A 22,535-nucleotide genomic window follows, 5' to 3' on the forward strand; every position below is an offset into this window, starting at 1 on the left:
AATCCCCGATTTGCAGAGAAGCTATTCAAGCGTCCTGTATAGTTTGGGATTGCTTCGTACCTCGCAGTGACGTCGTGTTTTAAACCCCGGATAATCTACCGGCGTTTTACTTACGGCAGCAATTTAACATCAGCTAAATCATGTTCCAGTTTCCATTTTTCAATAATAGGTTGCTCCAGCTGGATCTGGCGGTATTCGTCAGGGGCCATAATGGGCACGCCATAAACAATAGGGTAGTTGCGCTGGCAAACAGTGCAGCTCAGGATGCCCTCTATAATATTTTGTGTCGTATCTTTTACTAATACCTGCAGGTTGAGGTCGCTTTTATCAAAGGGGCAACATAGTTTTTCAATTGTTTTGAGTTGCATGTTGGGTAGGGTTCGTGTTTAATGCGTTTTTAAATTCTTTAACTTTTTGCTCAGGATCATCGGCGCTTAATATGCCCGATATCACAGCCACTCCATCAAAGGGTGTGAGTTTTTTTAAACCGACAATATTTTGAGGTGTAATGCCTCCGGCAACAAAAATGGGCATACGGGTGAGTAGCTTTGCACGCTTTACCGTTGCGGGCATGACGATATCACAACGGTCTGCAGATGATGACGGAAACATAGAACAGAAGGAAACATAATCCAGCTGATTATCCTGGGCCCAAGCCACTGTTTGAAGATTTCCCGAACAGGTTATACCCGTTAGGAATAGCCGGTTTACCGCATTCCGGATAACGGATAAAGAAGCCGGAACTTCATCAAAATGGATCCCATCCAATACAGGGATATCTCGCAATAATGTCCAATCGGCATTGATAAGCAATGGGACAGAATATGGCTTGCAAATGTCAGCTATCTTCGCAATCAGCGCTTGTTTATCTGCGCCGGGTTGCCAGTTGTTCCATATTTGTACTACTTGTATTCCGCCCTGCAAGGCCGATTGTAGTTTAGTGAGCAAGATGTCTTCATCCATAGCGGGGTTTAGCACCAGGTAAATGCCACCCGTAATTTTATAGGTGTTTTCCATTATTTCCATCCGTTTTTATAAGCACTAAAAAAAGCTTCCCAGTAAGGGTCTTTACTAAAGTAAGGCATGTCATTTTCCACACTGTTTTCGATTAATTTGTAGCCATGCGTTTTTTTGGTAAACTCACCGATTACGGTTGCCGGAATATTATTCTCATTTAAGCGGCGCAGTACATTCTGGCTCCATTGCCTTTTAACGGCTATGATCATTGCCCCTGCACCAATGCAGTAACGTGGATCGATGTTAAACAACGAACAAATCCCAACTGCCACATCATCAATGGGGAGGAGCTCATTATTGATGATTACGCCATTGCCCGATGCTACAGCCATTTCATAAACCGCACCCAATACACCGCCCTCGGTTACATCATGCATGGCTGTTACCTTGTTGAAGCGGTTGCCTATCCCGGCAGCGGTTAAGCCATCTTTTAAGGATGATGTTTGGTAGAACATTTCGCAACCGAGGTTATAAGCTTCATTCCCCAGCTTATTTTTTACCGTTTCGGGAAAGCTCATAGCAAGTATAGCTGCCGACGATATGGCGCATTGCTTGGTAACGACGATCACATCGCCTGCTTCCGCATTTTTGCTGAGTAGGATCTCATTCAAAGGAGCGGTGAGCAGCATAGTGCCGCCGCCGGCAATGGTGGAATTTTGCCCCTCGATACTGCCGGTATGTCCGCCGGTTATGGCTACGCCAATGTCATTACAATATCGGTGAATGTGATCCCAGTAGGTAGTGAAATCATGCTGACTTAAATCTGGTGGCAGGTTCAGTACCATCTGCGCGTATTGCGGGGCAAAGCCGGTAGTAGCCATGTCATTGGCCATTAAATGTACCGACAGCCAGGCCGACTCCTGCAAGCCCAAAGAGGGGATGAGCGACAAAGGATCGCTGGTGAGCGCGAGGCCTAAACCACCGGGCAGGCTGATCACTGATACGTCAACACCAAATGCAGGCCCTCCGATAACTTCTGCACGCGGCCGACCGCAGCGTGGCAGGATGATCTGCTCAAAGCCATCGCCCGTTATTTTTCCGGATAGAGACATAGCCGTACGTTAATCGAGTAATTTAACATACAGACCAAAAAAATCGCCGGCAGGCACACTCCACTGCTGTACCGGGAACCATTTGGGCAAGCCGGTGCAGGTCCATTCAATGCTATATTGCCGGCCTTTTAACGCTTCGTCTATTTTTTTAATCAACATAGCCGGGGTATAAAAGGTAGCTGTTACATAGAAAGGATTTTTGCCGAACATCTGCTGAACCCTGCGACGTAGCACTTTGGGTGAGTTACGGTTCATCATACCGAAAGCGATACCATGTTTGCCAACTCTCGCAGCTTCGCGGATCACCTGAACCGGATCGCGGTAATATTCAAATGTGGTAATGAAAGCAACGGCATCGAAAGTATGATCCTTAAAAGGCATAAAGTGCGAATCGGCATTTACCAGGTCGCCTTTAAACAGGTGTACTGCCTGGCCAAGCATAAAAGGGGAGAGGTCGCCGCCGGTGGCGTCAATGCCTATCTCATGCCACCAGCGGGTGAAACGGGTAGTGCCGCAGCCAAATTCAAGCAGTTCCTTTACCCGGGTATCGGTACCAACTAATTGCGACATTACCTTTTTTTGCCATACTTCCGCACGTTTATAGCGCCCTTCGTACCATTGCTCGTAAGTATCGGTGTGTTCGCGGTTAAAAAACCATTCTTTGCGGCCCTGCCAGTTGGCAAGGCTTTGGGTCATGAGGCCAAAATTGTTTCCAGGTTCCATGTGTTAATTCATTAAATAAAAAAGCCTTGTTACTGGCCGGTAATACCGGTACAGAAACAAGGCTATGTATGAATAAACAGCAAACGCCGAAAATCAACTGAAAAGCCAGTGCATCCCTACGCCGGTATTATCCGTGTCAGGTTTTGCGGGTATTATCTCAGCCTTAACCCTGCGGTTAAAGCACCCCGTGCTATATAAAACGAAGGTAGTTTATTTAAGCTAAAAACAATAACATGAATTCATTTATTCGGCGCGGATATGGTTATATTTGATGATGGCTCTCTTAATTCTTCTTTGTTATGACCTTATCCTTATCCTCCGTTCACAAAAATATCTGGTTAATAATTTTAACTGCTTTTGCCATTTTGGGAGCAGGCCTGTTTTTAATGCACCATGTTAATCCGCAAAAAGGCGGCGCTGCTGCAACCGGTTTTATGTTAGATCTGGTGGTTACTTTTCCGGTAGCTTATTATTTTTTGATCATCAGGCCGTTTAAGCAAAAACTATGGCGCATCATGCTGGTTGTTACCTGCTGCTGCGGTGTTGCCTATTTGATTTTGCCGGCAGAACAGCGAGGCTATATCATTCAGCTAAGAAAATTAACTGCAGGCCTGGAGTTGGGGATGCTTATATATTGTATCAGCAAGATCATGCATATCAAAAAGGAATATAACAGGCTGCAAGCCGAATTTCCGGATGTTGCCTTTAATTTGCATAAAAGTATGGCCCTGGTATTGGGTGATGGGATCCCGGTAAAGATCATGGCTTCGGAAATAACTATCGTGCGGTTCGGGCTGCTCTGTTTTAAACGGGAAAAACAAATTGCGCCGGAGATCAAACGCTTTAGTATTTACAAAGAATCGGGCTATGCAGCTTTATTTGGGGTGATCATGGCTGTTTCGGTTATTGAGATGGTGGCTTCCCATTTGTTTTTAAATCGCTATAGCCCGATCGCGGCTACTATAGTAACTATATTGAGTATGTACGGCTGCCTTTTTATTACCGGGGATTTTTCGGCCTTAACAAAGAGCCCGGTGCTGCTATTGGAAAATAAACTGTTGTTACGCGCCGGATTACGTTGGCGGGCATTGGTTGAACTGAATAATATAGTTTCCGTTGAAAAAGTTGGAGGGAGTTTTGAACCTGGCGTGCAATGCTTTAAAGGCGGGGTAATGAAAAGCACTTTTAATGTGCTGATCACTTTTAACCAGCCTGTAACCGTTGAGCGCCTTTACCGGAAGCCGGCAGAAACCAGCCAGATGGTGCTGAGTATTGATGAGGCAGATGAATTTATTGAGATTTTAACTGACAATAAGTGCATATAAAAATAAAAGAGCCGTTTCAAACACGGCTCTTTTGTTTTAACTGTGAATTATTTGGTTAAATCAGCTAACCCGTTTGGAAACATTCCTTTTGCCACTATGGCCATATCCAGTGCTTCACGGATCAGTTTGATCTTGCCATTTTCGGCAACCAAACGTCCCATATAGGTTTGCGGATAAGGCCTACCGGTTGAGTTAGCTATGGCATTCACATCATACTCGCCGAAAGCCTGTTCGGGCGTATCAATATGGATCCTGATGTTTTGAAAATGGAAGTTGCCAAATGTGTTGGGTAGATTTTTTAGGAAATTGTAGATCACATCCCGTCCTTTCCATTGCCAGGGCAAACCGAGGCTTGCCAGGTAAGGCAGTTCAAAAACGGCATCGTCGGCAAAAAGTTCAATGGCTATATCAGGGTTGTTAATATTTTCAAGGTAGCTGAGCAATAATTCTTTAGCGGTTTTCATTTTTTGAGATTTTATGATCCTCTCCATTCATCGGTGAGGACATTACAAAAGTGCAAAGCTTCGTAAAACTGCACGTTGATATATCGTAATAAAGAAATTGATATTTATCAATGAAATTAATGGATTAGTTAAGAGATGTTTAAGCCAATATTAACTCGTGCATGCCGATTGTGACACATAGATGTGATAACTTATTGTACATTTGCACCATCAAAACAGTGCGGGATGGAGCAGTTGGTAGCTCGTCGGGCTCATAACCCGAAGGTCGTAGGTTCGAGTCCTGCTCCCGCTACGAAGAAAATGAAAGCCTCAAGTCGGAAGATTTGAGGCTTTTTGTTTTTAAAACTTTTTTGGTACAAGGTGCCATTTTTAAAATTAACGCCATCTTTTTCAAGAAAGATCAATGAATGGCAAACATCGCAACTAACCGTTCTTTAGTCTAATTTTCAATGAAGGGTTCAATATATTGTATTGATTTTGTTCGATAAATAGAATATAGTTTTATTTATTTTAAATTGGTGGAATTTAATATTGTAATTTGACGTCAGTGTTATTTCTAACCTTACCGATCATAAATCACCTATTTGAAAAGCCATGAAAAAAAGTTATTTCAGAATCGCGCTGCGTAATTTGGGGGCACGTAAATTTTTTACTTTTATTAACATCGTTGGCCTGTCTGTCGGAATCAGCGCGGCCCTGGCAATTTTTGTTATTGTAAGTTTCGATCTCAGTTTCGACAAGTTTCATCACGACAGCGACAGGATTTACCGGGTAGTAACAGATCTTTCTTATATGGACAAAGTTGTTGCTCGTGTTGGATTGGTGAACGGTCCGCTGCCCGCAACTATTGAAGCTGAAGTACCGGGTATAAAAAACGTAGCTCCATTCCTTGAAATAAAAGAAACAGATGTGTCGATTCCGGGTAGCACGGATTTACCTGTGAAATTCAGAAAACAAAGTAACATCGTATTAGCCAATAAAGAGTATTTCAAGCTTTTTAATTATAAGTGGTTAGCTGGCTCATCGGAGACAGCACTTGAAAAACCTTACAAGGTTGTGCTAACTTCAGATCAGGCACGGAGGTATTTTCCTGATATTTCCTATACCCAATTATTGGGTAAAACAGTTGTGTATGATAGTATTAAAACTACAATTTCGGGCATAATAGAGACACCGCCCCATACTACTGATTTCTATTTTAAGGATTTCATATCTTACAACACATGCCTCAACAATGCCGATTTAAAAAGTATGACCCGGTTAACCGAGTGGCCAAATGTAGTTTGGCAGCTATTTATAAAGATTGATGAGCATGCCAATACGCTTAATGTTGAAAAGCAAATCAATATACTGGTAAATAAGTATAACAAAGGATTTAGACCGGGCGATAGCCAAACGGAGCACCTTCAGCCATTGAAAGATTTACACTTTAACCAGGATTACGCCAATTTCAACAAGGGGAGAAGGGCAAACAAAACAGCTCTTTATAGCCTTCTGGCTATTGCCGGTTTCCTTTTACTGTTGGGGTGTATCAATTTTATCAATCTTTCTACAGCCCAGGCTACGCAAAGGGCCAAAGAAATAGGCATCCGTAAAACAATGGGAAGCAGCAGATGGCAGCTTGTTGTACAATTTTTGAGCGAAACTTTTATTGTTACATTTTTTGCCATCTGTATTGCGGTGGCTTTAACTCCGCTAATTCTGCAATTGTTCGCCGATTTTATACCACCAGGTTTAAGTCTTAATTATTTAGATAGCAGCCTGCTGCTGTTTTTATTGGCATTACTCATAGTCGTAACCTTGCTGGCGGGTTTATACCCGGCTATAATACTTTCTGGTTACAAACCTATGTTGATATTAAACAAACCAGCGGGTAATGATTTTGGAAACGGCAGCGGAATTGTATTACGAAAAGCATTGTCAGTTACACAATTAGTTATTGCCCAGTTTTTTATAATGACAACTTTACTTGTTAATAAACAGATTTTTTATGCGCTAAATAAAGATCTCGGGTTTAAGAAAGATGCCATCATTAACATTGAGACACCACGCAGCACTATAAACTCCAATAAGCAACAGTTATTTAAAGATAAAATAAGCCGCATTTCTCAAATTGAAATGATGAGCATAGGCAGTGAAGCTCCGGCAGCCGAAAATATAAAGGCATGGGAAGTGAGCTATAAAGACGGGAAAAAGGAAATAAAAACATCCCTGCAACAAAGAAACGGGGACGAAAATTATATTAAGGTTTATCATATAAAATTACTTGCAGGGCGTAACCTCATAGCTGCGGATTCGATGACCGCAGTATTGGTAAATGAAAAATATACACATATTTTAGGCTTTCAAAATCCTACAGATGCGATAGGAAAATCTTTTGATTATGAAGGAAACAAAAGGACTATTGTAGGCGTGGTAGCCGATTTTTATCAAAAATCATTACGGGACGCTGTTTTGCCAATGTCAATGCAGGCTCCTCATTATCGGTTTAATGACAACTTTTTCCATATACTTTTAAAACCGCAGGTTGCCGGGAGCGATGACTGGAATAAAGCTATCGATGGTATGAAAAGCGCCTGGAATGATATTTACCCCGATGTTGCATTTGACTATCATTTTTTTGATGATGAAATTGCCAGGTTTTATGAAAATGAGCAACGTACCTCTAAACTGCTTTCATGGGCTACAAGCCTCTCCATACTGATTAGTTGCCTTGGTTTATTAGGCTTAACTATTTTCAATACCAACAGGCGAACAAAAGAAATTGGCATACGTAAAGTGCTTGGAGCATCTGTTATGCAAATTGTAAAGCTGTTATCATCAGAAGTAGCATGGCTGGTTGTAGTTTCTTTGGTTTTGGTTATGCCATTGGCGTGGTTTGCGATGAACAAATGGCTGCAAAACTTTGCCGAGCGTACTTCAATAAGCTGGTGGCTATTTGCAATGAGCGGAACAATCATGTTTTTCACTGCTCTTTTGGCTTCTGTTTTTCAGACTGGAAGAGCCGCTTTGGCAAATCCGGTTAAAAGTTTAAGAAATAATTAGGAGAGCTTGTTAAGAGTAACAGGGAAGATGTAACCTTTAGGAGGCAAACTTTTATAAGGCTCTCCGCTGGTAAAGCGGACTTGGAATATCTAATTTATCGTGGGCAAACGTCGGATGCTCTCCAAAAAGTGGTTCGAGTCCTGCTTCCGCTACGCAATAAAAATGAAACGCCTCAAGTCGGAAGATTTGAGGCGTTTCATTTTTATGTTGCATTTTTTGTTTGCATGTATTGACGGGTATAAATCATGATATCGATGCTGTTGTTCATTTTCGCTTTTGGGCAAAAAGCCATTCCCAAAGACCGGGGGTGGCAATAACCTTGTCCCAAATGTTGTGGGCCCGATCAGGGTACTCTGTGTAACGGGGCTGCCCTCCTGCTTTTTTTATAGCCAAAATCATATCTCTTGATCCACTGATAGGCACATTCTTGTCTTTTGCACCATGGAAAGCCCATATAGGTATATTAACAACATTTGACGCAAGTTTGGGGTCGCCAGCACCGCATATTGGTATGGCAGCGGCAAAAAGATCGGGGCGGGCACAAATAAATTGCCAGGTTCCATATCCACCCCGTGAAACCCCTGTTACGTAGCGTCTTTTAATATCTATTCCCGGCTCATGCAGCCCGCTAATGGTTTCATAAACTAATGATTCCAGCGAAGCGATCCCGGAAATGCCTCCCCAACCTGCACCTTCCGGGCAATAGGGTACAAAAATAAATGCAGGGTACGTACTTCCGTCCATACCGGCTAACGACTCGGCCGCAGAAGCTTCATAACCACCATAAGGCAGGAATACAACCAATGGGTACTTTTTTTGCTTATCGTAATTCTGCGGTTTTATTAAAAGATAGTGCAAACTGTCTCCTTCGCTGTCAATAAATGTTCTGGCCCCGCCTGCTAACTTAACAAGTACCTGAGCCTGTTCAGCATTATAATTTTGCCCAACTGGTTGCGAACTACTTTCAAGGGTTATGTTGTTCCTATGGCTATCGTGAATACTATGGCGACTATGGCATAAAGCCCCATTGTGGTTTCTAAATATTTCTTCCTTAACGTATATGTGTTTTTGGTATTTAATTGCCAGAGCTCATCAATGAAATTCATGATGAACAGTACATTTGCCAGGCAGGCAGCAATCGAACTCCATCGGATAGTTTTTTGCAACCTTGCAATAACCAGGGCGTTTTTAGAATATGCGCTTCCAATAAATGACAAGGCCAAAACGAGAGTAATTATCACCCCGAAGATGCCTGCCAGCTTTAACCAATACCTCTTTCTTGCGTCCGAAAATATAAGGCTTGCCATATATATAATGATGGCACTTAAGTAAAGAAACAACGCTGGCAAATAATAACTTCTTAACGCAGCCGAGGTTAAGTTAATATAACAGACTGTAAAATAGCACAGGTTTGCTATACCTCCTATAATCCCTGTGAAAAACGCAAGTCGAAAGTTATTATGGAGATAATATTTAAATAGCAATACAGACCCTACGATTGCTGTGATATTCCCGCATAAAAACCAAGCATTATAGGAGTCCAGCTTATAAATTTCTATTCCAGTTTGAAACGTTATTATAAAGTTCCAAATACCCGTGGCAGTGTTTATGCTAAAAAAAACAATTAACAAAAGGTACAAGATTTTATTCATTGCTATGTTTTTTACGGTGTTTACTCGTCTGCCTGAGTCAACGATGTGTTGCTTGTAATATTGCTTATTTTTATTGATGCAAAATGAAATCGAACGCTTAATATCTCATTTAAATTGTAGCTGAAGATCTTAATCAATTTGCAACGTGGTTTGGTTTAACGCTGTTGGGGCCGCCCGGAAAAAGTCAAAAGCTTATGGCTCTTTATCGGGAGTATAAACTTTTGGACAATTTAAAATCGAACAGCCGATGTGCGGTATTGTTACAAAAGGTATCGATTGGGTTTTTAATAATAATCTATAAATCAGATTTTTATAAAATTGGAACGAAGATTGACCCCAAAAGCTGAATTGTTCCGTCATCAACTCCATATCGATATAGCTGACATGCTCCTATTGGGGGCTATATTCATTGGGCTGGCTTTCAGCCTGAGGCTATGGTTTTCCCGAAAGCCCGGCAGAACTGTCAATAGGCTGCTTAGCCTTATTCTGGCTACAATAGCATTGTGGGTACTGAATACCGTCTTTGAAGATATCCACCTGGGAAACTATTTCCCACGGTGGAGCTGGCTGCCTTTGCAATTTTCGCTTGCGCTCGGTCCGCTGGTGTTCTTTTATGTTCGCAGCATAACGCGGCCTGAAGAAAAGTTTACAGCCAGAGACGTCCTGCATTTCAGCCCCTTATTATTGGAACAGGGAATACACTTACTGGCTGTCATTCAAAGTACATACACAGGCTCCGCTACGTATGATACCCCGGCCTGCAAACAAGGGCACCCCGTATTACAATTACTGGCCTTTATTTCTATTGCTGTTTATCTGTACAGGTGCACTAAACTGGTTAAATATCCGGCAACGGGAGATCTCAATAAGATACCCGGGAAGCAATCGTCGCGCGCAAATCCATCGTCAACAGATAAGCTGATACAAAGAGGGTATTGGCTGCGGCATCAAATGAAAATAAACCGGTTTTATTTGGATGAGGACATAAGCTTAAATTCATTGGCCAAAGAGCTTGGGATCTCTATCCATGAATTGTCGAAGATCATCAATACCGGTCTGCGAAAAAACTTCAACGACTTTGTTAATGAATTCCGGATCCGGGACGTAACCCGGAAAATGAGGGACCCCGCATATGATCGGATCACACTTTTGGGTATCGCGTACGATTGCGGCTTTAACTCCAAAACCACTTTTAATCGGGCCTTCAAACAAATTGCAGGCAAAAGCCCGGCTGAATATAAGAACGAACTGAAAAAAAAGCGACCGAATCATGATTTGAACCCTTTTTCACCGCCCGCAGCGATAATTTCGGGTCACAAAACCATTCCTGTATGGTCTGGTAAGAAATTAAATCGCAATAATATGTTTCGTAATTATTTGAAGATCGCGTGGCGCAATATGCTGTATAATAAAGTTTACAGCGCGCTGAACATTGTAGGTTTGGCGACCGGCATGGCTGTGGCGCTCCTGATCGGTTTATGGGTGACCGATCAATATTCCTATGATCGTTTCTTGCCTGATTATGCGCGATCGTACCAGGTACAAATGAACCTGACCTCGCAGCGCAACGGTACATCTACCCAAACATCCATAGCGCTTCCTTTGGTTGAGGTGTTGCGAAAGGAAATCCCGGGAGTGAAGTATGTGGCCGAGTCAGACAATATCGGCCATATGAACCATGATCTTTTGGTAGGCGATAAAAAGCTGTACCTGGGCGGAGGGGCTGCCGGGCCTGATTTCTTTAAAATATTTCAATATCCGTTTGTTAAAGGCGATGCCAATTCAGCCTTGAAGGAGATTTACTCCATCGTGCTAACGGAATCAACCGCCAAAGCATTATTCGGCGATGCCGACCCGATGGGAAAAGTTGTGCGTTTTGATAACGTACAAGGCATGAAGGTTACCGGCGTTATTAAAAATATCCCCGCCAATGCAACGCATCAATTCAATTACCTAACGCCTTTTGCTTATTCGGAAGCAACCCAGGGCTGGATCAGGGATGGGCGTACCAAATGGACCTACAATTCATTCTCCGCCTATGTAGCATTGCAACCGGGTGTAAGCTATGCTCAAATTGCACCGAAGATCAGGGATATCGTTGATAAAAGGAGCCCTGAGATGCGATCGTTAAAACCAGAGGTTTTTATGCATCCTTTAACGGACTGGCATTTATACAACGATTTCAAAAACGGGAAAGTGGCTGGCGGGTTTGTGGATTATGTACGCCTGTTTGGTATCATCGGCATATTGGTATTGGCGATAGCCTGCATCAATTTCATGAACCTATCGACAGCCCGATCTGAAAAACGGGCGAAGGAAGTTGGTGTTCGTAAAGCGATCGGTTCGGGGCGCATCGACTTGGTTTATCAATTTTTGCTCGAGTCTGTTTTGATCACGTTTATGTCGTTTCTGCTGTGCTTACTTTTTGTTCAATTAGCATTGCCGTACTTCAATGCTTTAACAGGTTCTTATATCCAGATGCCATATGAAAACATAAGTTTCTGGTGCATCATGGTAGGCTTTGTGCTTGTAACCGGCTTGGCGGCCGGAAGCAGGCCGGCGTTTTACCTGTCTTCATTCAACCCGGTAAAGGTGCTGAAGGGGAGTATTCAAATAGGCAAAGCAGCGGCATTACCGCGTAAAATATTGGTGGTTGTACAATTTACCTGCTCGGTAGCCTTGATCATCAGTACCGTAATTGTTTATCAGCAGATCCAGTTTGTGAAGGACCGCCCAACCGGCTACAATGCCGACAGACTGGTAATGACCGATATGAACGGCGACCTTCCGAAACATTATGAAGCCTTAAGAAATGATTTGCTATCGTCGGGGTTGGTGGAGAGCGTTGCATCATCCACATCGCCGGCAACGCAGGTATACAGTCATTTTTCATTGCAGAAATGGCCGGGAAAAAATGCCGGGGAGGAAGAAGTGAATATTGGCGCGATATGGGTGTCGGATGATTATTTTAAAACTTTGGGCATGACCTTTGCCGAAGGGCGCAACTTTACAGGTGATTGGAAAAGCGATTCACTGAACGTGATCGTAAATGAAGCTACCGTAAAACGTATCGGTCTTAAAGACCCCATCAATCAGATGATAACCTGCAATTTCGGCGATAAGCCGGTGAAAATTATTGGCGTTGTTAAAGATGCCCTGATGGAATCACCCTATACGCCTGTAGCGCCTGCGGTTTTCGGTCATAGCCCCTATGGGTCTATCATTACCTATCGTCTGCCTAAGAACGCCAATACACATACTACTATAGAAAAGATCGGTAAGGTGTTTCAAAAATATAACCCGGCTTTTCCTTATCAATATAAGTTTATAGATGACGAGTATGAGAGTAAATTTAACCTGGAGGTGCTTTTAGGCAACCTGGCGGGTGTGTTTGCAGCCCTGGCTATATTTATTTCCTGCCTGGGTTTATTAGGCCTTGCAGCATACGTTGCTGAACAGCGCACCAAGGAAATCGGCATCCGCAAAGTTTTGGGCGCATCAATTGCGCAGGTGTGGGTGTTGCTGTCGCGAGATTTTGTGGTGCTGGTATTGATCAGCTGCCTCATTGCTTCGCCGCTTGCACTTTACTTCCTGGAACATTGGCTCCAAAAATACGCCTACCGCGTGAGTATTGGTCCATGGGCATTTATTGCATCGGGTATAGCTGCAATCGTGATTACCTTACTGACTATCAGTTTCCAGGCAATAAAAGCCGCGTTGACCAACCCGGTGAAAAGTTTACGGAGCGAGTGATTGGACGCATGTTTAGTCCTATCTTGCTACTCATTGGAAGCCATAAGCCTTAGGTCGAAAGATTTGAGGCCCTTTTGTTATATGTTGTTTATGTAGTCTTCTGGCATACCCGTTCGAAGAAATTGTAAACTTTAAGCAGCAAGGTAATGGCTGGTGAGCTATGATAGCTATTGTGAAATACCATCGAGGTCAAAGCACGATGGTGTAAAAACGTTAAATTTTAATCAGCATAACGTTTTGTGAATAAAGGCAATATTTCAATATTTGTGTAATGTATTAAAATTGAGTGCTTTAATAGTTAAATTAACCAATTATGAAATTAAGACTAATCTTATCATTTTTCCTTTTAACCACTTGTATTACTGTGTTTAGTCAAGAAAAGGAGAACGTAGCTTCTGTTGAAAAAGGCTTAGTTAAAGTATCCGTCATGTATCCTTATGCGGAAGGTAAAACTTTTAATATGGAATATTATGAAACCAAGCATATGCCAATGGTAGCACGATTTTTAGGGTCAAATTTGGTTAAATATACTATTGAAAAAGGGATTGCCAGTGGTATTCCCAATCAACCACTGCCTTTTATGGCTATTGGCACTTTTTATGTAAAAAGCCTAAGCGACTATCAGGCGGCTATCGGGCCGAATAGAGATGCCATTCGTGCTGATTTTTCAAACTACACCAATATCACTCCTGTGATTTTGATAAGTGAGGTGATAAAGTAAATATGACATTTTCACAAAATGGAGAACAACCCGCTGGTTGAATTAACTCTTAAATGTTAGCGAATGTAATCATACTTAAACGGTTAGGTAATAGTCCCGATCCTGCTATTTTAACTCAGAAGCCTCAAATCGAAGAAATTTGAGGCTTCTGGCGTTTAAAACACTTTTCATCAATAACTGGTAATCATTACTCTCGTTTCTGGGCAAAAAGCCAATCCCACAGGCCCGGTGTAATGCTAACCTGATACCAGATGTTATGCCCTTCACCGGCAAACTCTGTATACTTTGGTTTTAAGCCGGCTTTTTTCATCCCTTCAATCATACCACGTGAGCCGCTAACGGGAACGTTCTGGTCTTTGGCTCCATGGAAGGCCCATACAGCGACATCAACTATTTTTGAGGCCAGTTCAGGATTTTCGCCTCCGCATACGGGTATCGCGGCGGCAAACAGATCCGGGCGGGTGCAGATAAAATGCCAGGAGCCATATCCGCCTCTTGAAATGCCTGTTACATACCGCCTTTTCTCATCTATCGAAAACGCGGTATCCAGTGCTGTGATGGCTTTATAAACCAATGTATCTACCGAAGGATAATTGGGAATGCCGCCCCAGCCTGACCCCGCCGGGCAGTTTGGTACAAAAATAAACGCAGGGTGTTTTTGTCTGTTAACATCGGTCGATAGTATCTCAGCTGCGGCGGCACCTTCAAGCTGCCTTATTGTATCGGTTCCCGGCTGGCCGCCATATGGTAGTGATACCACCAAAGGGTATCGCTTTTTAGGATCATAATTCAATGGTTTTAGTAAGCGATATCGTAGGGTATCGCCTTTACTGTTCACAAAGATCCTGGCTTCAAAAAGCCGGGCCAATGCTTTTGTATTTTCAAAATTCCGCTCTCCCCAGTATACTTGGGAGCGCCATTGACAAATGATCAATATACTCAATGCAACTGTAGCTATAAGGCCTGCCATTTTCGCGTGCGCTAACTTATCTGTTAAAGACGCCGTTATTGGGATATCAGCATTGTCTGTCTTTAATAATTTTATCTCCGTTCTCAAATGCATGATGAGCAAAACGGGAATTAGATTGGCCGCGAGCGAGGTCCATTGCGTAATTCTTTCTAATAGATCTTGTTGTACAGAGGTACTCCAAATAATTGTCGACAGGAATACTATAGCAATGGCTAATATATATGCCCCCGCCATCTTTAACCAGAAACTTTTTCTGTTACCCGAGAATAGGAGGCTTATACCATATATGATCTGCCCGCATAAGAAAACAACGGACACAGGCTTGTAATAGCTTATCTCTTGCTTTGATATCAAAATACAGCAAAGGACAATAATATAAGCGAGGTTTGTTATCAACGCAATAATTGATGCATAGAAAGCAAACCAATATTTACGATAATGAAAATACTTTAATAAGAATACAGGTCCTGTAATGGAGACAATACTTGCCCCGATAACCCATATGACAATTGAATCCAGCGTGTATATTATTCTGCCAATCTCAAAACTGAGGAAGCCTTGTAATAAACCGCAAGCTATCGCTAAGCTTAAAAAAAATATTCCAAACGTATACAGTTTCTTGTTCATAGATTTAGGTTTTGCATGGTTTGATTTATGCAGGATTTGTAAAAGATTTGAGGTTTTTATTTTATGCAAGCAAAATGCTCACCGTAAATGTAAGTAAACTTCGCTTAGCAGGGATACATGTGATTTGCGCATTCACTCAAATTTAATATGTTTGGGCCTATGAACCAGCAGCCTATTCCAGCAAATCCTATAAGCCGTATACTTACCGCGAGCCTCATTGGTACTACTATCGAGTTTTTTGATTTTTATATCTATGCTACTGCCGCGGTGCTGGTATTTCCTAAGTTGTTTTTCTCGGCATCCAACCCAACTTCGGCCACGCTGGAATCGCTGGCTACATTTGCTTTGGCTTTTTTTGCACGACCACTGGGGGCGGCGATATTCGGGCATTTCGGGGATCGTAAGGGGCGTAAGGCCACGCTGGTTGCGGCCTTAATGACCATGGGGCCGTCAACAGTTGCTATCGGGCTTTTGCCGGGTTATGCTTCCATCGGTATTGCAGCCCCGTTGTTGCTGGCCTTATTTCGTTTTGGGCAAGGTTTGGGTTTGGGCGGTGAATGGGGAGGTGCCGTTTTACTGGCAACAGAAAATGCCCCTGCGCATAAAAAAGCCTGGTATGGCATGTTCCCGCAGTTGGGAGCACCCATTGGTTTCCTGATATCAAGCGGTACATTTTTTATACTGAGCAGAACCATGAGTGAAAGCGATTTTATAAGCTATGGCTGGCGCATCCCGTTTATTGCCAGCGCTATCCTGGTTTGGCTGGGCTTATATGTGCGGCTAAAAATATCCGAAACGCCTGAATTTGTGAAGATTATTGACAACAACGAGCGCTCAAAAGTGCCGGTTGCTGATGTTTTTGTTAAGCATACCAAAGCCATCACCCTGGGTACGCTGGCTACCATTACTACCTTCCTGTTGTTTTATTTGATGACGGTATTCACACTAAGCTGGGGTACTTCTGCGCTGCATTATACTAGAAGCAATTTCCTCATTATACAAATGATATCTATGCTCTTTTTCGGTTTGGGGATCCCGCTATCGGCCATACTGGCTGATAAGTACGGACGCAACAAAATGCTTATTGTGGCTACCATCTTTATTATGGCTTTTGGGCTTGTTTTCGCGCCTTTATTTAGTACCGGCAGTTTGCTTATAACCGCTGGGTTCCTGTCGTTGGGTATGTTTTTGATGGGCCTTACCTACGGGCCGATAGGTACCGCGCTGGCTGGTATTTTTCCACCGGCAGTGCGTTATACCGGGGCCTCACTTGCCTTTACACTGGCCGGTATTTTGGGAGCCTCGCTAACGCCTTATTTAGCCACCACATTGGCACAAAACTACGGGCTTGCTTATGTGGGCTATTATTTAACAGCTGCCTCGGCGGTTACACTGCTGGCTTTATTAGGAGCTAAGAAAATAATGAAGCAGCAGGCTGAATAAGCCAGACAAATTAAAGTAAAGCCTCAGGTGGAAAACCTGGGGCTTTTTTTATTAAGCGTCTCAGTCTCCGTGATAACTGAAACAATACATATGGCCTGGTTTCTGCGCAAAGTCATTTTTATAACTTTCGCAGATTTTTGGCGGAGTAGTTTGTCAAAATCATTTATTAAAAGTGCTACCTTTAATCTCATCCTAAAAACCTGAATGAGCACAATTATTAAAAACCGGATAACCTCGATAGATTTTCTCCGCGGTACAATCATGATCATTATGGCCCTTGATCATGTGAGGGACTATTTATATTCCGGTTCGTTTTATTATGATCCGCTTGACCTTACTAAGACAAGTGGCATATTATTTTTCACCAGGTGGATCACGCACTTCTGTGCGCCGATATTTATGCTGCTCGCCGGGACGTCGGCAAGCCTTATCGGGCAAAAGAAAAATAAAAAAGAATTGTCCGTATTCCTAATAAAGCGGGGATTGTGGCTCATCTTTCTCGAGATGTTCGTTGTTAACTTTGGCTGGAACTTCAATATTGCGTTCCCCATGTTTTTGTTTATTACCATATGGGCGCTGGGGCTAAGTATGATCATACTGGCTGTATTGATCCATCTGCCTAAAAAATTGATCCTGGGCCTAAGCGTTGTGATCATATTAGGGCATAACCTGTTAGATAGTGTTCATGTGCCGGGGAGCTCTTTAGAGGCTTTTGGCTGGTCGCTGCTTCATGATCAGCAGTTTTTTATGTGGCATAAGGAGATTTTATTGGTAGGGTATCCTATTGTTCCGCTAATGGCTGTGATGTCGTTAGGTTATTGTTTGGGCGATTGGTTTTCGGCCGGATATGATGCCGGTAAAAGGCAAAGAAACCTGCTGATTACCGGCAGTTGCTGTATTGTAGTATTCATTGTGCTACGTTATACCAATCTGTATGGCGACCCGGTGAAATGGACAACCCAAAAGGATGCATTTTTTACCTTCCTGTCATTTATCAAAGTAAATAAATATCCGCCGTCGTTATTGTACGTGCTGCTTACTGTTGGTTCGGCCTTCCTGTTTCTTTCATTTACCGAAAAATTAAAAGGGGCCGTTGTAAATGTAGTTTCGGTATACGGCAGGGTGCCGATGTTCTATTATCTTATCCACATTTATGTGATCCACCTGGTGGCGATTATCGCCTCCGCTTTTACACCCGGGCAGGACTGGAAGATTTGGTTTCTTAAACAACCTATCTGGTTTACCACTAACCTGAAAGGGTACGGATTTTCATTGCCGGTTGCTTACCTCATTTGGATAGCAATAGTAATTGCCATGTATCCTTTATGTAAACGTTATGATGCTTATAAACAGACCAACAAAGGGAAATGGTGGTTGAGTTATTTGTAAAGCGCATCGTTTAAGTGGATAATTAAAAATTCAAAACAATTCAGGATCCCTAAGCGATATCTTTATAAAAAGATTGACCTATGGAAATTAAACGCAGCGGCTCGCAGCCTTCAGGGAAAGGGCCCGGAGCATATTTTACCGGAACAGTACGTATAGACCCACTTTTTACCCCGCCCGATCCTGCCCGTGTGGCCATGGCGCTGGTAACATTTGAACCCGGGGCCCGTACGGCCTGGCATACTCATCCATTGGGGCAAACACTTATTATAACTGCAGGGAGCGGCTGGGCACAACGCGAAGGAGGCCCGGTAGAAGAGATCCATCAGGGAGATGTTGCTTGGTTTGCACCCGGCGAAAAGCATTGGCATGGTGCTACAGCTACTACAGCCGTGAGCCATATCGCTATCCAGGAAAAACTGAACGGATCGCCCGTCGACTGGATGGAACAGGTAACCGACGAGCAATACAACAACCGATAAGCCTTGAAAATGGAAGCAATAAATGTAACTCACGCAGTATCGGGAAAACAGATCTGCTCAAACCTGAAGCCTGCTTTGGGCAACGGGTTGTTATTAGTTTTAATAGTTTGTATCTTATCAGTATTTATGCCCAAAAGTGCCTTAGCCCAGGATAAAAACCAGGTGGTACGTATAGCCAAACTCCGGATTGATTCGGCTCAACTGGATAACTATATGGCTGCGCTTAAAGAGCATGCCGAAACAGCAGTACGTGTTGAGTCGGGTGTTTTAACCTTATATGCAGTGGCCGAAAAGAACGACCCAACCCGGATCACGGTTTTTGAAATATATGCTGATGCCGCAGCATATCAGGCACATTTGCAAACGCCTCATTTTAAAAAATACAAAAGCACTACAAAGGATATGGTTAAATCGCTTGAGCTTGTGGAGACTGTTCCGATAGTCCTCGCCGCCAAGCCGCGCATGTAGGATCGCATATAGCTAACTTTATTAATACTATCGGCGGATACTCCCAGCGCTTTTATTTAAGCGGTGATCAATTGCACCAGAGGTGAAAAAGAGTTGTAGAAGTAAAGTAACGGGGTTTTTAGTGTGCCAGAGGTCCACAACTCCGGTGTTCCGTACCTCTGGCACGGTTATTTTCGGTATATTATTATTGCTACAAACCTGTTCCCCCTCTGGGGGATTTTGCTTAAATAACTATATTGGCATACCTCCCAATGCCGATAAATTAAAGGATATGTAGAAGACGTAAAAAGGTTTTTATTAACATGTCCTCCTTTACAAATTTGTTTATTTTAGTACCTCACAATTGATACTTATAAAACCGTATGAAGCCGGAATCACAAAATGTAACAGATTATACTAATGACAATACCATATTTATGGTTTGGAATTTTAAGGACAATCCGGCGGTTGGCGATGTTTTTAAGCGGCTTTGTAAACTGGTTATCAACCTCAATAATTCTGTTAATGTTCGTTTCCCGGTTTCGAGGGCAAGCTGTGTAATGGGTATTGGATATGATGCCTGGCTTAAACTACAGCTGCCCGTTCCTTTGCCTAAAGAATTAATCAATTTTGTTCCCATCGTTGGTGAAAAACACACAGCGGTTTCTTCCAAAGGCGATTTGCATTTTCACATAAGGGCAGATAGTACCAGTATATGCTATGATATGGCCTCGGCAATATCAGATGTTTTAGCGCCGGTGGCAATTAGCATCGAAGAAATTCATGGTTTCAGGTATTGGGACAGTCGTTCTATTTTAGGCTTTGTTGATGGCACTGAAAATCCACATGGACAGGATCGCGAGCTATTTGGGATAGTGGGAGACGATGATGCGGCGTATACAGGTGGAAGTTACCTTTTTGTGCAAAAGTATATTCATGATTTAACGGCATGGAAGGCGCTCTCTACCGAGCAACAGGAAAAAGTAATTGGAAGGTCCAAATCCAATGATATAGAAATGGATGATGATGTAAAACCTTCAAATTCACATATTGCCTTGGCAAATGTAGGCGATGACTTAAAAATCGTTCGTGACAATATGCCTTTTGGTAATATGTCGACTAATGAAATGGGGACCTATTTTATAGCCTATGCAAGTACATTTACCACGGTACAAAAAATGCTGAATAATATGTTTATCGGTGTGCCTGAGGGGAATTATGATAGGATCCTGGATTTTAGCACACCAAAAACCGGCAGCTTGTTTTTTGCACCAACATTTGATATGATAGATGGATTTTCATGAATTCGATTTCCCATCGACGGCATTTGAAAATTGCTGATGATATGATTGATCGTTACTTCCACACCTCATGATAAAATTGTAAGAATTTTAATATATACGGTGAGTTCGAACCTCTTCGCTTGTCATGGTTTTGACTTGCCAATAAATTAAAGCATATTTATGGCCATACTGTTACGCCCTATTTACGAAGCGTATCATTAAACCTGAAACAACCAATTTCATTATACTTATTTTCCTGCTGATGAGTAAAAATACTACGTACCTTGAAACAAAAGGGCATTATCAAATTCTTGACGGGCTGCGTGGTGTGGCATCCCTTTTTGTAGTGGCCTTTCATGTTTTTGAAACCTATTCCGGCGATCGTTATCATCAAATTATCAACCATGGTTACCTGGCTGTCGATTTCTTTTTTGTGCTATCGGGTTTTGTAGTTGCTTATGCCTATGACGACCGCTGGGGTAAAATGACTCAATGGGATTTTTACAAACGACGCCTGATCCGCTTACAGCCTATGGTTATTATGGGCTCAATTATTGGCGCGGTGTTTTTTTATACACAGAGCTGCGGGCAGTTTTCGCTTATTCATGATACGCCTGTTTGGAAAATGCTGGTGATGATGGTAGTTGGTTTTACGCTGATTCCCGTACTGCCATCTATGGATATCCGGGGCTGGCAGGAAATGCACCCCTTGAATGGTCCGGCATGGTCGCTTTTTTTTKAATATATAGCTAATATTCTGTACGCCCTGGTGATCCGTAAATTCTCCAAGACCTTGCTTGCCATATTGGTGTTTTTATCGGCTTGTTTGCTGATCCATTTTACAGTGATGGGGCCGCAGGGCGATGTAATTGGTGGATGGTCGGTTGATAAAACACAGCTCAACATCGGCTTTACCCGCTTGCTTTACCCGTTTTTTGCCGGGATGCTGCTTTGCCGCGTGGGTAAGCTGATCCATATTAAAGGCGCTTTTACTGTTTGCAGTATTTTGATCATCGCTATACTATGCATACCCAGAATTGGCGGACCGGAGCATTTATGGATGAACGGCTTATATGAATCAGTCTGCATCATCATTATTTTTCCCCTGATTGTTGCTATTGGTGCTGGCGGGACTTTAAAAAGTAAAAGCTCAATCAGGGTTTGCAAGTTTATGGGGGATATTTCCTATCCGCTTTACATTACACATTACCCGTTAATTTACTTACATATAGCCTGGGTAGCAAATAATAAAGTACCAATGACTCAGGGCCTGCTTGCCGGACTGGGACTTTTTGTGGTTAGCGTTGCTATCGCCTATGGCTGCCTTAAGCTGTATGATGAGCCGGTTAGGGATTGGTTAAAGAAACGTTTCCTGTTGAAAAAGGCATAATATTGATCGTGCAAATGAAATGCTTTTTAATTATTGTTTTGTTTAAGGAGCGGAGCATGATTTGTGAAGCGCAGACAGCGTGGGTTAGCTCCGTATTAATATTATATACTTTTAAGGCTTTTTATAATTATTTAATCACACCGGCTCAAATAAGACTTGAAAATATCATTTATAAATCTCATCTTTAGGTTATTATAATCCATTGAAAAAGGCCATTGCTTTAATATTGCTGAATATTTACCTGCTCAATCTTAGCGGGCAGCTAATGTTGCATCAATATTTGGTTTATAAGTCCAATCTGTTTTTCAAGGAACAGATTCAAAAAGGGCTGTATAATGTAAATGACCTTACCGAAGTTACTATCCCTGTCAATCTGCCCACTATTCATGACTGGAGTACTTTTGAAAACATATCCGGGCATATAACATTCGGAAAGTCCACTTACAATTACGTAAAAATGCGAATGACAAGGAATGCCCTTCACCTGATGTGCATCCCTAACTACGAAACTACCCGCTTTGCCGATAATAATGTACTTGATGCCAAAGGAATAAAGGATATCCCTGTTCCGCAAAAGGAACATGTCCCTTTTGGTAAAATGGTTTTACAGGATAATGTAAGCCTTTCCTTCGTGCAGTTTAAATTTTATTGCCCTGTAATGCCATTGCCTGAAAACGTTGTACAGCCTGTACAATCGTTAATAACTTCTCATCTGGATATTCCGGAACAACCACCTAAAGCATCCTGCTAATTTC

At 42.5% G+C, this 22,535-nt stretch carries 19 protein-coding genes, 1 tRNA gene and 1 riboswitch; of the genes, 12 read left to right on the top strand and 8 right to left on the bottom strand.

Annotated features, from left to right (window positions below; genetic code table 11):
• Positions 1 to 110: 110 nt before the first annotated feature.
• Genes AC1DUD_RS16045 through AC1DUD_RS16060 form a run of 4 tightly spaced genes read right to left on the bottom strand, consistent with a single transcriptional unit; the run spans position 111 to position 2,792 of the window.
• Positions 111 to 368, bottom strand: a complete 258-nt coding sequence (locus tag AC1DUD_RS16045) for a Trm112 family protein (RefSeq protein ID WP_477376057.1) — start codon at positions 366 to 368, stop codon at positions 111 to 113.
• Positions 349 to 1,017: a thiamine phosphate synthase gene (locus AC1DUD_RS16050; protein WP_477376059.1), complete on the bottom strand. Its 669-nt coding sequence runs from the start codon at positions 1,015 to 1,017 to the stop codon at positions 349 to 351. The genes AC1DUD_RS16045 and AC1DUD_RS16050 overlap by 20 nt, the downstream gene beginning before the upstream one ends.
• Positions 1,017 to 2,069, bottom strand: a complete 1,053-nt coding sequence (locus AC1DUD_RS16055; protein WP_477376062.1) for an AIR synthase family protein — start codon at positions 2,067 to 2,069, stop codon at positions 1,017 to 1,019. The genes AC1DUD_RS16050 and AC1DUD_RS16055 overlap by 1 nt, the downstream gene beginning before the upstream one ends.
• A 9-nt stretch (positions 2,070 to 2,078) precedes the next feature.
• Positions 2,079 to 2,792, bottom strand: coding sequence for a class I SAM-dependent methyltransferase (locus tag AC1DUD_RS16060; RefSeq protein ID WP_477376064.1), 714 nt, complete (start codon positions 2,790 to 2,792; stop codon positions 2,079 to 2,081).
• Between the two features lie 96 nt (positions 2,793 to 2,888).
• A riboswitch (TPP riboswitch) is annotated at positions 2,889 to 2,990 on the bottom strand.
• Between the two features lie 101 nt (positions 2,991 to 3,091).
• Between AC1DUD_RS16060 and AC1DUD_RS16065 the strand changes: the two genes are divergently transcribed.
• Positions 3,092 to 4,117, top strand: a complete 1,026-nt coding sequence (locus AC1DUD_RS16065; protein WP_477376066.1) for a hypothetical protein — start codon at positions 3,092 to 3,094, stop codon at positions 4,115 to 4,117.
• Between the two features lie 47 nt (positions 4,118 to 4,164).
• On the opposite strand, the gene AC1DUD_RS16070 is transcribed toward AC1DUD_RS16065, so the two are convergent.
• Positions 4,165 to 4,581, bottom strand: coding sequence for a nuclear transport factor 2 family protein (locus AC1DUD_RS16070; protein ID WP_477376068.1), 417 nt, complete (start codon positions 4,579 to 4,581; stop codon positions 4,165 to 4,167).
• Positions 4,582 to 4,800: 219 nt separating this feature from the next.
• Between AC1DUD_RS16070 and AC1DUD_RS16075 the strand changes: the two genes are divergently transcribed.
• A tRNA-Met gene (locus AC1DUD_RS16075) sits at positions 4,801 to 4,873 on the top strand.
• 302 nt (positions 4,874 to 5,175) lie between these two features.
• Positions 5,176 to 7,626 (top strand): ABC transporter permease, encoded by a 2,451-nt coding sequence (locus tag AC1DUD_RS16080; RefSeq protein WP_477376070.1) that lies wholly within the window; start codon positions 5,176 to 5,178, stop codon positions 7,624 to 7,626.
• 264 nt (positions 7,627 to 7,890) lie between these two features.
• Here AC1DUD_RS16080 and AC1DUD_RS16085 read toward each other — a convergent pair whose 3' ends face one another.
• Both AC1DUD_RS16085 and AC1DUD_RS16090 read right to left on the bottom strand, forming a co-directional pair.
• Complete coding sequence (locus AC1DUD_RS16085) at positions 7,891 to 8,484, bottom strand: carboxylesterase family protein (RefSeq protein WP_477376072.1); 594 nt, start codon at positions 8,482 to 8,484, stop codon at positions 7,891 to 7,893.
• A 113-nt stretch (positions 8,485 to 8,597) separates the two neighbouring features.
• Positions 8,598 to 8,933: a hypothetical protein gene (locus AC1DUD_RS16090; RefSeq protein WP_477376074.1), complete on the bottom strand. Its 336-nt coding sequence runs from the start codon at positions 8,931 to 8,933 to the stop codon at positions 8,598 to 8,600.
• A 663-nt stretch (positions 8,934 to 9,596) separates the two neighbouring features.
• On the opposite strand from AC1DUD_RS16090, the gene AC1DUD_RS16095 reads away from it, so the two are divergent.
• The gene (locus AC1DUD_RS16095) at positions 9,597 to 13,031 is read left to right on the top strand and encodes an ABC transporter permease (RefSeq protein WP_477376076.1); all 3,435 of its coding nucleotides are present in this window, start codon (positions 9,597 to 9,599) and stop codon (positions 13,029 to 13,031) included.
• Between the two features lie 313 nt (positions 13,032 to 13,344).
• A complete protein-coding gene (locus AC1DUD_RS16100; RefSeq protein WP_477376078.1) occupies positions 13,345 to 13,752 on the top strand; it encodes an EthD family reductase in 408 nt (135 codons plus the stop codon).
• A gap of 187 nt (positions 13,753 to 13,939) precedes the next feature.
• Here the strand turns inward: AC1DUD_RS16100 and AC1DUD_RS16105 are convergent, their stop codons facing one another.
• Positions 13,940 to 14,722 (bottom strand): carboxylesterase family protein, encoded by a 783-nt coding sequence (locus AC1DUD_RS16105; RefSeq protein WP_477376080.1) that lies wholly within the window; start codon positions 14,720 to 14,722, stop codon positions 13,940 to 13,942.
• Between the two features lie 786 nt (positions 14,723 to 15,508).
• Here AC1DUD_RS16105 and AC1DUD_RS16110 point away from each other — a divergent pair.
• From AC1DUD_RS16110 to AC1DUD_RS16140, 7 genes are all read left to right on the top strand, one after another.
• On the top strand, positions 15,509 to 16,792 hold the full coding sequence (locus AC1DUD_RS16110) for an MFS transporter (RefSeq protein ID WP_477376082.1): 1,284 nt from the start codon (positions 15,509 to 15,511) through the stop codon (positions 16,790 to 16,792).
• 204 nt (positions 16,793 to 16,996) lie between these two features.
• The gene (locus tag AC1DUD_RS16115; protein ID WP_477376084.1) at positions 16,997 to 18,181 is read left to right on the top strand and encodes an acetyltransferase domain-containing protein; all 1,185 of its coding nucleotides are present in this window, start codon (positions 16,997 to 16,999) and stop codon (positions 18,179 to 18,181) included.
• Between the two features lie 80 nt (positions 18,182 to 18,261).
• A complete protein-coding gene (locus AC1DUD_RS16120; protein ID WP_477376086.1) occupies positions 18,262 to 18,660 on the top strand; it encodes a (R)-mandelonitrile lyase in 399 nt (132 codons plus the stop codon).
• A gap of 9 nt (positions 18,661 to 18,669) precedes the next feature.
• On the top strand, positions 18,670 to 19,128 hold the full coding sequence (locus AC1DUD_RS16125; protein WP_477376088.1) for a putative quinol monooxygenase: 459 nt from the start codon (positions 18,670 to 18,672) through the stop codon (positions 19,126 to 19,128).
• A 362-nt stretch (positions 19,129 to 19,490) separates the two neighbouring features.
• The gene (locus AC1DUD_RS16130) at positions 19,491 to 20,411 is read left to right on the top strand and encodes a Dyp-type peroxidase (protein ID WP_477376090.1); all 921 of its coding nucleotides are present in this window, start codon (positions 19,491 to 19,493) and stop codon (positions 20,409 to 20,411) included.
• Between the two features lie 241 nt (positions 20,412 to 20,652).
• On the top strand, positions 20,653 to 21,780 hold the full coding sequence (locus AC1DUD_RS16135) for an acyltransferase family protein (RefSeq protein WP_477376092.1): 1,128 nt from the start codon (positions 20,653 to 20,655) through the stop codon (positions 21,778 to 21,780).
• A gap of 202 nt (positions 21,781 to 21,982) precedes the next feature.
• Positions 21,983 to 22,531, top strand: coding sequence for a hypothetical protein (locus tag AC1DUD_RS16140; RefSeq protein WP_477376094.1), 549 nt, complete (start codon positions 21,983 to 21,985; stop codon positions 22,529 to 22,531).
• Positions 22,532 to 22,535 lie beyond the last annotated feature (4 nt).

The organism is Mucilaginibacter sp. P4_A11, from assembly GCF_056402535.1.

Bases quoted from the DNA above. Each gene is read 5' to 3' on its own strand.
- AC1DUD_RS16110 (WP_477376082.1), top strand. From the start codon at position 15,509: ATGAACCAGCAGCCTATTCCAGCAAATCCTATAAGCCGTATACTTACC.
- AC1DUD_RS16105 (WP_477376080.1), bottom strand. From the start codon at position 14,722: ATGGCAGGCCTTATAGCTACAGTTGCATTGAGTATATTGATCATTTGT.
- AC1DUD_RS16115 (WP_477376084.1), top strand. From the start codon at position 16,997: ATGAGCACAATTATTAAAAACCGGATAACCTCGATAGATTTTCTCCGC.
- AC1DUD_RS16050 (WP_477376059.1), bottom strand. From the start codon at position 1,017: ATGGAAAACACCTATAAAATTACGGGTGGCATTTACCTGGTGCTAAAC.
- AC1DUD_RS16065 (WP_477376066.1), top strand. From the start codon at position 3,092: ATGACCTTATCCTTATCCTCCGTTCACAAAAATATCTGGTTAATAATT.
- AC1DUD_RS16080 (WP_477376070.1), top strand. From the start codon at position 5,176: ATGAAAAAAAGTTATTTCAGAATCGCGCTGCGTAATTTGGGGGCACGT.
- AC1DUD_RS16060 (WP_477376064.1), bottom strand. From the start codon at position 2,792: ATGGAACCTGGAAACAATTTTGGCCTCATGACCCAAAGCCTTGCCAAC.
- AC1DUD_RS16055 (WP_477376062.1), bottom strand. From the start codon at position 2,069: ATGTCTCTATCCGGAAAAATAACGGGCGATGGCTTTGAGCAGATCATC.
- AC1DUD_RS16125 (WP_477376088.1), top strand. From the start codon at position 18,670: ATGGAAGCAATAAATGTAACTCACGCAGTATCGGGAAAACAGATCTGC.
- AC1DUD_RS16130 (WP_477376090.1), top strand. From the start codon at position 19,491: ATGAAGCCGGAATCACAAAATGTAACAGATTATACTAATGACAATACC.
- AC1DUD_RS16100 (WP_477376078.1), top strand. From the start codon at position 13,345: ATGAAATTAAGACTAATCTTATCATTTTTCCTTTTAACCACTTGTATT.
- AC1DUD_RS16090 (WP_477376074.1), bottom strand. From the start codon at position 8,933: ATGGCAAGCCTTATATTTTCGGACGCAAGAAAGAGGTATTGGTTAAAG.
- AC1DUD_RS16070 (WP_477376068.1), bottom strand. From the start codon at position 4,581: ATGAAAACCGCTAAAGAATTATTGCTCAGCTACCTTGAAAATATTAAC.
- AC1DUD_RS16120 (WP_477376086.1), top strand. From the start codon at position 18,262: ATGGAAATTAAACGCAGCGGCTCGCAGCCTTCAGGGAAAGGGCCCGGA.
- AC1DUD_RS16045 (WP_477376057.1), bottom strand. From the start codon at position 368: ATGCAACTCAAAACAATTGAAAAACTATGTTGCCCCTTTGATAAAAGC.